The sequence below is a fragment of the Pseudoduganella sp. GW821-FHT05F09 genome (assembly GCF_059419605.1).
The window spans coordinates 107,486-119,972 of the sequence record NZ_JBWKSD010000009.1; the positions used below are offsets into that span (position 1 = coordinate 107,486).

At 65.5% G+C, this 12,487-nt stretch carries 10 protein-coding genes; 3 read left to right on the forward strand and 7 right to left on the reverse strand.

Going from position 1 to position 12,487, the window contains the following annotated elements; genetic code table 11:
• Window positions 1-60 precede the first annotated feature (60 nt).
• From AC07S4_RS25495 to AC07S4_RS25505, 3 genes are read right to left on the reverse strand one after another with little or no spacing between them, the layout of a single operon-like run.
• Window positions 61-1,512: an efflux transporter outer membrane subunit gene (locus tag AC07S4_RS25495; RefSeq protein ID WP_494989268.1), complete on the reverse strand. Its 1,452-nt coding sequence runs from the start codon at window positions 1,510-1,512 to the stop codon at window positions 61-63.
• A 28-nt stretch (window positions 1,513-1,540) separates the two neighbouring features.
• Window positions 1,541-3,133, reverse strand: a complete 1,593-nt coding sequence (locus AC07S4_RS25500) for a DHA2 family efflux MFS transporter permease subunit (RefSeq protein ID WP_494989269.1) — start codon at window positions 3,131-3,133, stop codon at window positions 1,541-1,543.
• 7 nt (window positions 3,134-3,140) lie between these two features.
• The gene (locus tag AC07S4_RS25505; RefSeq protein WP_494989270.1) at window positions 3,141-4,226 is read right to left on the reverse strand and encodes an HlyD family secretion protein; all 1,086 of its coding nucleotides are present in this window, start codon (window positions 4,224-4,226) and stop codon (window positions 3,141-3,143) included.
• Window positions 4,227-4,396: 170 nt separating this feature from the next.
• Between AC07S4_RS25505 and AC07S4_RS25510 the strand changes: the two genes are divergently transcribed.
• The 3 genes from AC07S4_RS25510 to AC07S4_RS25520 all read left to right on the forward strand — a co-directional run bounded on the left by AC07S4_RS25510 (window position 4,397) and on the right by AC07S4_RS25520 (window position 6,785).
• Window positions 4,397-5,074: a TetR/AcrR family transcriptional regulator gene (locus AC07S4_RS25510; RefSeq protein WP_494989271.1), complete on the forward strand. Its 678-nt coding sequence runs from the start codon at window positions 4,397-4,399 to the stop codon at window positions 5,072-5,074.
• A gap of 124 nt (window positions 5,075-5,198) precedes the next feature.
• Window positions 5,199-6,431 carry an RNA polymerase sigma factor gene (locus tag AC07S4_RS25515; RefSeq protein WP_494989272.1) on the forward strand — a complete coding sequence of 411 codons (1,233 nt, stop codon included), beginning with the start codon at window positions 5,199-5,201 and terminating at the stop codon, window positions 6,429-6,431.
• 66 nt (window positions 6,432-6,497) lie between these two features.
• Window positions 6,498-6,785 (forward strand): DUF3144 domain-containing protein, encoded by a 288-nt coding sequence (locus AC07S4_RS25520; protein WP_494989273.1) that lies wholly within the window; start codon window positions 6,498-6,500, stop codon window positions 6,783-6,785.
• 51 nt (window positions 6,786-6,836) lie between these two features.
• Here the strand turns inward: AC07S4_RS25520 and AC07S4_RS25525 are convergent, their stop codons facing one another.
• From AC07S4_RS25525 to aceF, 4 genes are all read right to left on the reverse strand, one after another.
• Window positions 6,837-7,622 carry a LytR/AlgR family response regulator transcription factor gene (locus AC07S4_RS25525; protein WP_494989274.1) on the reverse strand — a complete coding sequence of 262 codons (786 nt, stop codon included), beginning with the start codon at window positions 7,620-7,622 and terminating at the stop codon, window positions 6,837-6,839.
• Window positions 7,619-8,674: a sensor histidine kinase gene (locus AC07S4_RS25530; protein WP_494989275.1), complete on the reverse strand. Its 1,056-nt coding sequence runs from the start codon at window positions 8,672-8,674 to the stop codon at window positions 7,619-7,621. Before AC07S4_RS25530 ends, AC07S4_RS25525 begins: the two co-directional genes overlap by 4 nt.
• A 318-nt stretch (window positions 8,675-8,992) precedes the next feature.
• On the reverse strand, window positions 8,993-10,786 hold the full coding sequence (gene lpdA, locus AC07S4_RS25535) for a dihydrolipoyl dehydrogenase (RefSeq protein ID WP_494989276.1): 1,794 nt from the start codon (window positions 10,784-10,786) through the stop codon (window positions 8,993-8,995).
• Between the two features lie 9 nt (window positions 10,787-10,795).
• On the reverse strand, window positions 10,796-12,460 hold the full coding sequence (gene aceF / locus AC07S4_RS25540; RefSeq protein ID WP_494989277.1) for a dihydrolipoyllysine-residue acetyltransferase: 1,665 nt from the start codon (window positions 12,458-12,460) through the stop codon (window positions 10,796-10,798).
• Window positions 12,461-12,487: the final 27 nt, after the last annotated feature.

A 12,487-nucleotide genomic window follows, 5' to 3' on the forward strand; every position in this document is an offset into this window, starting at 1 on the left:
GAACCCCACAAGCGACCTGAGCCGCATTCGGGGTCAGACCCCGAATGCGGCTCAGGCTGCTTAGCGGGAGGCGATGGTGGCGAGGGGGCCTTGGGGCTGCCAGCCGGCGCCGAGGGCGCGGGCGACGGCGACCGTGGCGAGCAGGCGCTGGGTGGTGATTTGCGCGGCGGCGCGGTCGGCCGCCAGGCTGCTGCGCTGCGCGTCCGTCACGTCCAGGTAGGTCGATACGCCGCGCTCGTAGCGCGCACGCGCCACCAAATAGGCGCGCGCGGCGGCTTCGCGCGATTGCGCCTGCACCAGCTCCTGCTTCTGCTTTTGCTGCACGTCCGACAGGGCGTCTTCCACTTCACGCAGCGCGGTCAGCAGCTTGCCTTCGTGGTTGGCCACCGCTTCTTCGTAGCGCGCCTTGGCCAGCGCCAGGTTGGAGCGGTTGCGGCCGCCATCGAAGATCGGCAGCGACAAGGCCAGCGGGCCGATGCTGAATTGGCGCGAGCCGCCCTTGGCGATCTCGCTCAGGCTCTCGGAGGCGAAGCCGAAGTTACCGGTCAGGCTGATCGAGGGATAGAACGCGCCTTCGGCCACGCCGATCTGGGCGTTGGCCGCGCGCAGCGTGGCGACGCTGCCGGCCAGGTCGGGCCGCTGCGACAGCAAACTGGCCGGCAGGCCCACTGGTATCGCCGGCGGCTGCGGCAGGCCGGCCGCCGTGGCGGCGGGCAAGCGCATGGCCGACGGCGAGGCGCCGGTCAGCGTGGCCAGGCTGTGTTCGAGCGTATTGCGCTGACGCTGCACTTCCTGCAGGTCCGCTTCGGCGTTGGCGCGTTCGATCCGCGCCCGCGAAGTGTCCAGCTCATTCGACAGGCCCGCATTGAAGCGCGCGTTGACCAGTTCTTCCGTTTCGCGGCGGCTGTCCAGCGCGCCGTTCAGGATGGCGGCCTCGGTGTCCAGCCCGCGCAGCTGCCAATACGTGGTGGCGACCTGCGAGGACAGCAGCAGCAGCACGCCGTCGCGGTCCGCCTCGGCGGCCAGCGCCTGCGCGTCCGCCGCTTCAACCATGCGGCGCACGCGGCCCAGCAGGTCGACTTCGTAGGACATCGATGCGCCCAGCGAGTAGTTGTTGCCGTGGATGGAGCGGTTGCCCAGCGCCAGGCCTTGCGAGGTGTTGGCCGAGGTGCGCGAATTCGATACCCCGCTGTTCACGCTCAGCGACGGCGATTCGCTGGCGCGCGCCAGCCCCAGTTGCGCCTGCGCCTGCAGCAGGCGCTGTGCGGCGGCTTTCACGCTGGGATTGTCGCGCAGCGCGCTCTGTTCCAGGCGGTTCAGCGTGTCGTCGCCGTAGATGGTCCACCATTGCGCGGGCAGGCGCGCGTCGCTTTGCGCGCCCGCCGGCGCGTGGCGGAAGCCTGCGTCGGCCACGTTCTTCGGCGCGCTGAAATCGGAACCCACGGTGCTGCAGCCCGCCAGCGCCAGCCCAACGGCGGCGGCCAGCGTGATTTTTTTGAATGAACTGAACATATCGTTTATACCTTTTCGTATGGTGTTCTTAATGCGCGCCGCCACCGCCGCCCGGGGACTTGACCTTGTCGGACATCCACAGCACCGGTATGCAAGCCAGCAGGATCGCGCTGACGATGAAGAAGCCGTCGTTATAGGCCATCACATAGGACTCGCGCCGCACAATGCCGTCGATGGCTTTCAGCGCCTGCTCGCCCGCCATGGCCGCTTCGTAGCCCTTGCTGATGAAGGACTGCGTGAGCGCGGCGATGCGCTCCTGCGCGGCCGGTGCGAAGGAGTTGACCGCTTCGCCCAGGCGCTGCGAGTGGAAGTGCTCGCGCTGCGACAGCGAGGTGGCCAGCAGCGCAATGCCGATCGAGCCGCCCAGGTTGCGCGTCATGTTGAACAGGCTCGATGCGGAGGCCATGTCCTTGGGCGCGATGCCCTGCATGGCGAAGTTGGACAGCGTCAGCATCACGAAGGGCTGGCCCAGCGAGCGCACCACCTGCGATGCCAGCAGCTGGTCGTAGCCGGTGCTGGCGTCCATATAGGCGTTCATCAGGCAGGACACGCCGAACATCAGCAGGCCGAAGGAGCACAGGATGCGGTTGTCCACCTTGCCCGACAGCTTGGCCACGAAGGGCATGATGAACAGCTGCGGCAGGCCGGCCCACATGATGACTTCGCCGATCTGCATCGGCGAGTAGCCGGCGATCTGGCCCAGGTACAGCGGCAGCAGGAAGGACGAGCCGTACAGCGCCATGCCGAACACCGCCGACAGCGCGGTGGCGACCAGGAAGTTGCGCTGGCCGTACAGCGCCAGGTTGACGAAGGGGTTGGCCCGCATGGCGCTGGTGACCACCCAGCCCAGCAGGCCAGTCAGCGCCAGCGCGGCGAAGGCGATGATGAAGCCGGAGTCGAACCAGTCCTTGCTGTTGCCTTCTTCGAGGAAGATGGTGAGGCAGCCCAGGCCCAGCGCCATGAAGCCTATGCCCAGCCAGTCGGTCTTGAGCAGGTCGCCCCACTTGGTCTTCTCGGTATCGAGGCCGTAAGCCACGCCGGCGATCAGCAGCAGGCCGGGAACCCAGTTGATGTAGAAGATGGAGGGCCAGCCGTAGATTTCGCTCAGGTAGCCGCCCAGCGTGGGGCCCATCGAGGGCGCCAGCGTGGCGGTCAACCCGAAGATCGCCATGCCGGCGGCGCGCTTTGACGGCGGCAGCTTGAGCATCACCAGCGTGAACGCCATGGGGATCAGCGCGCCGCCGGTGAAGCCTTGCGCCATGCGGAACACGATCATGCTTTCCAGGTTCCAGGCCGCGCCGCACAGGGTGGAGAACAGCAGGAACAAGGCGGTGGTGCCCATCATGTAGCGGCGCGCGCCGAACACGCGCGTGAGCAGCGCGGTCAGCGGGATGACGATGATCTCGGCCACCAGGTAGGCGGTGGAGATCCACGAGCCTTCTTCCTGCGTGGCGGACAGGCTGCCGAGGATGTCCTTCAGCGAGGCGTTGGTGATCTGGATGTCCAGCACCGCCATGAAGGCGCCCAGCATGCCGGCGCCGACGGCGATCCAGGTGCGCAGGTCGACCTTCTGGCCGTTCTGCGGCAGCGCCGGGGCGTTGTTGATAGTGGTGCTGCTCATGGCGTGATTACAGTTCGACTTCGGCGATGGCGGACATGCCGGGCACCAGGCGGCCGCTCAGCGCTTTCACGTCTTCCGGCTTGAAGGTGACCTTGACCGGCACGCGCTGCACGATCTTGGTGAAGTTGCCGGTGGCGTTATCGGCCGGCAGCAGCGCGAACTGGGCGCCGGAGGCGGGCGCGAAGCTGTCCACGCGGCCGACCAGGGTTTTGCCCGGCATGGCGTCGATGGTGACGTGCACCGGCTGACCCACTTTCAGGTCGGCCAGCTGGGTTTCCTTGAAGTTGGCGGTGAGCCAGACGTTGTCCTGCACGATGGCGGTCAGCTGCTGGCCCGGCTGCACGCGCTGGCCCACTTCCAGCGAACGCTTGCCGATGCGGCCGGTCACCGGCGCCAGGATGCGGTTGTAGGCCAGCTGCTGCTGGGCGTCCTTGAGCTGCACGCGCAGCACTTTCACTTGCGCCTTCAGCACCTCGCGCGCGGCGGCGGCGGCGGTGGTCTGGGCCTTGGCGGCGGCGGCGCTGTCCTTGCGCGCGGCCAGGTCGGCCACGGCGCCGGAGCGGCCGGCGTTGGCGGCGTCCAGTTCCGCCTTGGAGACGGCTTTCATCTGGCTGTTGTACAGCTGGCCGTAGCGCTCGGCGTCCTGCCTGGCGCGCAGCAGCTGCGCTTCGGACTGCGCCACTTGCGCGGCGGCGGCGCCGGCCTGCGCGTTCACTTGCGCGATCTGCGCTTCCGACTGCAGCACCTGCTGCTCGGCGGTGGCGATCTGCGCCTCGATCTGCTCCACTTTCACGCGCTGGTCGAACGGATCCAGCTCGGCGATCACGTCGCCCTCCTTCACCAGCTGGTTGTCCTCGATCAGCACCTTGGTCACCACGCCGGAGATGCGGGCCGACACCGGATGCACGTGGCCGGCCACGTAGGCGTTCTCGGTCTCCACGAAATGATGGCTGCGGTACCACATGCGCGCACCGGCGCCGATGGCGGCCAGCGCGATCAGGCCGGCGATCACCAGCACGCGGCGGTTCGGCGGCGTGGCGGCGGGGGCGGCCGGGGCGGCGCTCAGCATTTTTTGCTCTGCTTGGTTGGACATGTAGTGCTCCGGGATAATGAAATGGGATAGGTGCATTATTCGCCAAGTCCCCGTCCAAGTCAAGAAATGAAACGATTGCATTTCATTTTAATTTGGACTACAGTCCCCATCTGTTAAGATCTCGATCAAATCCATCGCCAGCCGCCATGACGCCCGCCAGTCCAGAAAAATTGTCCGTATTGCCAGAACCCGAGCTGTTCGGCCTTCCGCTGTGCCCCGCCAAGACGGCGGGCCGGCCGCGCGCGTCCGAAGCCGAGGCGCGCACCCAGGAGCTGGTGGAAACCGCCGCCCGGCTGTTCCTGGAAAAGGGCTACAGCAAGGTCAGCCTGGAGATGATCGCCAAGCAGGCGCGCGTGGCGGTGCGCACCATCTACGTGAAATTCGGCGGCAAGGCCGGCCTGTTCACGGCCGTCATCAACGCCGGCTGCGCGCCCTTCTTCGCTACCATGCACGACATGGAAACCGCGGTGCGCCCGCTGCGCGACATCCTGCTCGACTTCGGCCTGCGCTTCGGCCAGCTGGTGGCCTCGCCGCAAGTGCTGGCGGTGCACCGCATGGTCATTGCCGAGTCCATGTCCAACCCGGAACTGGCGCAGGCCTTCTTCGAGGCCGGCCCGCGGCAGACCCGCGAGGCGCTGCAGCGCTTCTTCGCGCGCCCCGACATCCGCAGCCAGCTGCGCGCGGACATGACGCCGGAAACGCTGACCGTGCATCTGCTCAACTGCATCATGGGCGACCAGCTGAAACGCTATCTCTTCGTCATCAACCAGACCCTGCCCATGCCCGACGTGCTGCGCCAGGTGGAGGTGGGCGTGGACCTGTTCCTGGGCGGCGCCTTGCAAAAGTAAAGCCAGCCGGGGTTGACCGGAACCGGGCCAGGCCCGGTTTTTTTACGCCCCCGGCTAAGCGCTGCCACGCGCTTTGCCGTAAGCTAGGCCTTTACCCTCTCTTTGCACGAGTTACCGAACCAACGTGGCGCCACCCGACAACGACACCATTGCGCAATTGCTGTCCCTGCACCGCCCGCAAACGCTGGCCGCGCTGCTGCGCACCTTCCGCGACCTCGACCTGGCGCTGGCCGCATGGCAGGACGCGGCCATGCGCGCGCGCCTGCTGTGGCCCGGCACCGGCCTGCCCGGCGACCCGCTGGCCTGGCTGGTGGCCTGCGGCCGCAACGCCGGCATGGCGCCGGTGCATACGCAGGGCAACGCCATGTCCAACCCCGACCTGGTGGCCGACAGCATGGACGCCCTGCCCGGCCTGCAGCGCAACCTGGACTTCGTGCCCTTCCGCGACGACACGCTGCGCCTGCTCTACATCTGCGCCCATCCCGGCCTCCCGCCGGCCTACCAGATCGCGCTGCTGCTGCACACGGTCTGCGGCCTGACGGTGGCGCAGCTGGCGCACGCCTTCCTGCTGCGCCAGCCCGCCATGGAGCAGCGCATCGCGCGCGCCAAGCGGCGCGTGGCGGAAACCGGCACCTCCTTCGACGAGCCGCCCGCGCACGAGCGCGCGGCGCGCCTGAAGACCGTGCTGGCCATGGTGTATCTGCTGTTCAGCGAAGGCTACGCCTCGAGCAGCGGCCGGCAGTACATCCGCATGGAGCTGTGCGAGGAAGCGATCCGCCTGGCGCGGCTGCTGGCGCGCATGTTCCCGCACGACGGCGGCGCGCTCGGCCTGGCGGCCCTGCTGATGCTCCAGCACGCGCGCTCCGGCGCGCGGGTGGACGCCAAGGGCGCCCTGATCCTGCTGGACGACCAGGATCGGCGCCGCTGGGACCTGACCCTGATCGACGAAGCGCTGCCCATGGTGGACACGGCGCTGCACTGCCGCGAGCTGACGCCTTACCAGATCCAGGCGGCGGTGGCGGCGGTGCACGCGCAGGCGGAAACCGCCGCCAACACCGACTGGGCCGAAATCGACCGCCTGTACGCGGTGCTGCAGGTGGTGCATCCCTCCCCCATCGTCACGCTGAACCGCGCCGTGGCGGTGAACAAGCTGCGCGGCCCCACTGCGGCGCTGGTGATGATAGAGCCGCTGGCAGCGGAGCTGTCCGGCTACGCCTACTATTTCAGCGTGCGCGGCATGCTGCTCAAGCGCCTGGGCCGCAACAGCGACGCGCAAGCGGCCATGCTGCGCGCGCGCGAACTGGTCAACAGCGCGCCCGTGGCCAGCCATATCGATATGACACTGAATTTACTATAACCATTGCTATAAACGGCCGATTCGTGGCAGGATGCCCACTCGTTTAAATTCATACCGAGACATCCAATGACCACCCCTAACAACGACGAACAATTCTGGCTACTTGTCGATTCCTTCATCAACCTGGCCAACGACAAGGCGCAGACCATGGACCGCAACACCATCGGCCCAGCCATCCTGTTCGCGGCGACCCGCTTCAACGCCTACATGCTGGCCGTATCCACTGGCGAGCAAGCAGCCTTTTCCCAGCAAAAGGAAGCGGCTATGCAGTACTACAAAGAGCAGCACGAGAAGATGTTGAACGATAACTTCGGCGACTTCGAAACGAACTTCGAGAAATACCGCACCAAATAATTCCCCCGCCGTCAGGGAAAGTATCCGCCCGGCCCGAGGCCGGGCGGATATTCAACCGTCTCTCCGCCTGCCCGTTTCAGCACCTAGCGCAGCCTTCACCGCCGCCGCGTAGCGTTCGCTGACAGCCAGCTCCGCCCCGCAGCGCAATTGCACCAAATAAGAACCCTCCTGCGTTTGCCGCATCGCCAGCATCTGGCTGCGCCGCACCAGCGTGCGCCGGTGGACGCGCAAAAATTCAGTGGGATCAAGATGGCCTTCCAGTTCCGTCAGCGTGCAGCGGTGCAGCAGCGTGCGCTGCTCCATATGCAGGCTGACGTAGTTACCCGCGCTTTCCATCCACTGCACATCGCATAGCGCAACCCTGTCTATCCGCCCCACCGAGCGCACCGCCAGCTCACGCCAGTAGCCCGGCGCAGGGTTGCTAAAGTCGCGCAGCGCCTGGCCGTAAGCGCTACGCTGGTTCAGCATCGCACAGGCGCGCTCCAGCGCGGAGCGCAAGCGGCGCGGGTCCACCGGCTTGACGATGTAATCGAGCGCATGAACGTCGAACGCTTCCAGCGCATGATCGCGGTGCGCCGTAACGAACACCACCAGCGGCGGCAAGGCCTGCCTGCTCAATCCGCGTGCCAGCTCCAGCCCGGATTCCAGCGGCATCTGCACATCCAGCAGCAGCACGTCCACGCCGTCCGGCGCAAGATCGAGATGCGCGCGCGCCGCAGCGGCGCTGGCGCACTCGCCAACCACCTCCCAGCCGGGCAGCGCCGCCAGCGCCATGCGCAGGTTGGTGCGCGCATGGGCCTCGTCATCCACGATCAGCACCCGCACCGGCGCGCTCATTGCGCCCCCGCCAACGGCATGCGCAGCTCGGCCACAAACCGGCCATCGGCTTGCGCCGTCGTCAGCGCGGCCTCCTTGCCGTAAGCCAGGTCCAGGCGCGCGCGGGTGCCGCGCAAGCCTATTCCCAAGCCGGCTTTGGGCGCAGCGTGCTGCGGCACAGGATTGCTGACGCGGACCAGCAGCCTGCCCGCTTCCTCGGCAAATATCACTTCGATATCGCTGGCGTCCTCATGGCATTCCAGATCATGCCTTAGCGCGTTCTCCACCAGCGGCTGCAGCAGCATGGGAGGGCATTCAATCCCCTGCTCCAGCAACTGCGCGCCCTCCACGCGCACTTGCAGGCGCGGACCAAACCGCATGCGCTGCAAATCGAGATAGTCCTGCACGAACTGCCACTCCTCGGCCATATCCACCCAATCGCGCCCGCTGCTGCTCAAAGCGTATTGCAGCAGGTCGCCAAGGCGCGCCAGGCCGTCCAGCGCCAGCGGCTTGTCGCCCACATTCACCAGCGCGCCGATGGCGCTCAGCGTATTGAACATGAAGTGCGGCTCCAGCTGGCCGCGCAGCGCCGCCAGCCGCTGGCGCTCCAGGGACAAGCGCGTCTGCGCCAGCTCGCGCGCCTGCTGCTGCCGCTGGCGCCACAGCAAGCCCGCCGCCACCGCGCCGAAGCACATCGTCAGCAGCACAAACGCAACGAACCACTCGAACTTGTACATCGACGCGAAATACTGCCATGCGTTAGCCAGCGTCAGCGCATTGCCCTGCTTGACAGTGCGCCACGCCGCCAGCCCCAGCATCGCCCCCGGCCAGCACAGCACCACATAAGCCACATAACCCAGCGCGATGCGGCCCGGCGTAGCCAGCCAGGCGGGAAAGCGCCGGTAAGCCATGTAAAGCAGATAGCTCTGCAACATCATCACCAGATAGCCGCGCCACCAGCCCAGCGCCATGCTCAGGAAGCTGCGGGTATCGCCATGCTGGCTGGCGTCGCCATAAGTAGTGATGGCGGCGACAGCGCACAGCACGGCCCACAGCGCAAAGTTAATCAGCAAAGCGCGCAGCCAGGCTGGCAAAGATAAAGATAGCGGCGAGGAGGGCTTCATGGCAGCGCAGTATAGCAGCGCCATTCCCGCACTCGCCCCCGTGCTGGCGGCGTTCGTCACAGATGTACGGCAATTGACCCGCATGTAGTTTGGCCTTCATTAAGCCATCATCTATGGCCTCGGCAAGGCTTCGAACTAGTCAAATACAAAAATGATCCCCGCGTGTCAAAAATAATTCAGGCACACACAAACGATTCTGTGACCAGCTTTCGATAAGACGTAAAAAAGCCCGGTGCGCAGACCGGGCTTTGGGAAGATGCGAACTGCTTAGCGCTTGCGCGGCGGCGGCAAATCGGTGCAGACGCCTTCGTACACTTCGGCCGCCATGCCGATCGACTCGCCCAGGGTTGGGTGCGGGTGGATCGTTTTGCCGATGTCGGTGCCGTCGCAGCCCATTTCGATGGCCAGCGCGATTTCGCCGATCATGTCGCCGGCGTGCGTGCCGACGATGGTGCCGCCGATGATGCGGTGCGTTTCAGCGTCGAACAGCAGCTTGGTGAAGCCTTCGGCGCGGCCATTGGCCACGGCGCGGCCGCTCGCTGCCCAAGGGAAGTGGCCCTTCTCGACCTTGATGCCCTTGGCTTTCGCTTCGTCTTCGGTAATGCCGGCCCATGCCACTTCCGGATCGGTGTAGGCCACCGATGGAATCACCTTCACGTCGAAGTGCGACTTCTGGCCTGCCGCAGCTTCCGCCGCAACGTGGCCTTCGTGCACGGCCTTGTGCGCCAGCATCGGCTGGCCCACCAGGTCGCCGATGGCGAAGATGTTGGGCACGTTGGTGCGCATCTGGCTGTCCACGTTGATGAAGCCGCGGTCGGTGACGATCACGCCAGCCTTGTCGGCTGCGATCTTCTTGCCGTTCGGGCTGCGGCCGACGGCCACCAGCACCATGTCGTAGATCTGCGGCGCTGGCGCGGTGGCGCCGGCTTCGGCTGCCTCGAACGTGACCTTGATGCCTTCCGGCAGAGCCTCGACCGCAACGGTCTTGGTCTTGGTCATGATGTTGTCGAAGCGCTTCTCGTTGAACTTCTGCCAGACCTTGACCGCGTCGCGATCAGCGCCCTGCATCAGGCCGTCCATCATTTCGACCACGTCGATGCGCGCGCCGAAGGTGGAGTAGACCGTGGCCATTTCCAGGCCGATGATGCCGCCGCCGATAACCAGCATGCGTTTCGGGATCTGGCGCAGTTCCAGCGCACCGGTCGAATCAACGATGCGCGGATCTTCCGGCACGAACGGCAGCTTCACCACAGCCGAACCGGCCGCAATGATGGCTTGTTTGAACTGGACCACTTTCTTGCTGCCGTCTTTGGCGGTCACTTCGATGTGGTTCGCGCTCAGGAACTGGCCCACGCCGGTGACGATCTGCGTCTTGCGGGCTTTGGCCATGCCGGCCAGGCCGCCGGTCATGTTCTTGATAACGCCTTCCTTGTAGCTGCGCACCTGGTCGATGTCGATGGTCGGCTTGGCGAAGGTGACGCCGGTGTTGCCCATGTGCGCGGTCTCGTCGATCACGGACGCCACGTGCAGCAGCGCCTTCGACGGGATGCAGCCCACGTTCAGGCACACGCCGCCCAGCGTTTCGTAACGCTCGACGATGACCGTGTTCAGGCCCAGGTCGGCAGCGCGGAAGGCGGCCGAGTAGCCGCCAGGGCCACCGCCCAGCACCATCATGTCGCAGTCGATGTCGACCTGGCCGGCGTAGCTGCTACCGGCTGGTGCGGCGATCGGCGCGGCAGGAGCAGCAGCGGCGGCGGCTGGCGCCGGAGCGGCGGCGGCAGGTGCAGGTGCTGCGGCGGCCGGAGCTGCGGCAGCGGCGCCCGCTGCGGCTTCCAGCACCAGCAGCACAACGCCTTCCTTGACCTTGTCGCCAACCTTGACCTTCAGTTCTTTCACTACGCCGCCGTGCGACGAAGGCACTTCCATGCTGGCCTTGTCCGATTCGACGGTGATGAGCGACTGGTCGGCCTTGATCGTATCGCCGACCTTGACCATCACTTCAATCACTTCCACCTCGGCGAAGTCGCCGATGTTAGGGACTTTGACTTCTACTGTGCTCATAGTCGCTCCTTACAGCAGAATTTTGCGCATGTCGCCGAGCACTTCGCTCAGGTACACGGAGAAGCGCGCGCCCATCGCACCGTCGACAACGCGGTGGTCGTAGGACAGCGACGTGCCCATCATCAGGCGCGGCTGGAAGGCCTTGCCATCCCATACCGGCTTGATCGACGCTTTGGACAGGCCCAGGATGGCCACTTCCGGCGCGTTGACGATAGGCGTGAAGTGCGTGCCGCCGATGCCGCCCAGCGACGAGATGGTGAAGGTGGCGCCTTGCATGTCGGTCGGCTTCAGCTTGCCTTCGCGCGCTTGCAGCGACAGTTCGGTCATTTCGCGGGCGATCTGCGAAACGGACTTCTGGTCGGCGTTCTTCACAACAGGTACTACCAGGCCGTTCGGCGTGTCGGCTGCGAAGCCGATGTTGTAGTACTTCTTCAGGATCAGGTTCTCGCCATTGGCGTCCAGCGAAGCATTGAAGGTCGGGAATTTCTTCAGCGCGGCGACCGATGCCTTGATAACGAAGGCCAGCATGGTCAGCTTGGCTGCGTCCTTGTTCTTGGCATTGGCATTGTTGGTGTCGACGCGGAACGCTTCCAGATCGGTGATGTCGGCTTCATCGAACTGCGTGACGTGCGGGATCTGCACCCAGTTGCGGTGCAGGTTCGGGCCGGAGATCTTCTTGATGCGCGACAGCGGCAGCAGTTCGGTTTCGCCGAACTTGCTGAAGTCCAGCGACGGCCATGCCAGCACGTTGAAGTTGCCGCCGCCGGAACCGCCGGCAGGAGCGGCAGCGCCCGCAGGAGCTGCGGTGGTGCCGGCCATCACGCCCTTGACGTAGTTCTGCACGTCCAGCTGGGTGATGCGGCCTTTCTGGCCGCTGCCAGGCACTTTGCCCAGGTCCACGCCCAGTTCGCGGGCGAACTTGCGGATCGATGGCGATGCGTGCGCCAGCTTGCTGGTTTCAACCGAGCCTTGCGACGCAGCCGGCGCGGCGGCTGCAGCGGCAGGCGCCGAAGCTGCGGCAGGTGCGGCAGCAGGAGCCGAGGCGGCGGCTGGTGCAGCGGCTGGTGCGGCAGCGGCAGGCGCTGAAGCTGCGCCGCCGGTGGCTTCAACCACCAGCACGACCGTGCCCATGGCAACCTTGTCGCCCAGCTTGACTTTGACTTCCTTGACCACGCCAGCGTGCGACGAAGGAATCTCCATGCTGGCCTTGTCCGATTCAACGGTCAGCAGCGACTGGTCCACCTTGATGGTGTCGCCAACCTTGACCATCACTTCGATGACTTCCACTTCCTTGAAGTCGCCGATGTCCGGCACTTTGACTTCGACAGGACCGGAGGCGGCGGCCGGCGCCGGCGCAGCAGCGGCAGGCGCTGGTGCAGCAGCTGCGGCAGCAGCGGCGGCCTGCGTGCTGGCAGTGCCAGCACCCGCGGCAGCGCCGTCAGCTTCCAGCAACAGCAGCAGCGAACCTTCGGCAACCTTGTCGCCTACCTTGACCTTGATTTCCTTCACCACGCCGGCGGCGCTCGAAGGAATCTCCATGCTGGCCTTGTCCGATTCAACGGTGATCAGCGACTGGTCTACTTTGATGGTGTCGCCGACTTTGATCATCAGCTCGATGATTTCAACTTCCTTGAAATCGCCGATATCCGGGACTTTAACTTCCACAATGCTCATAGCGTTTGCTCCGTTTCTTTTTCTCAG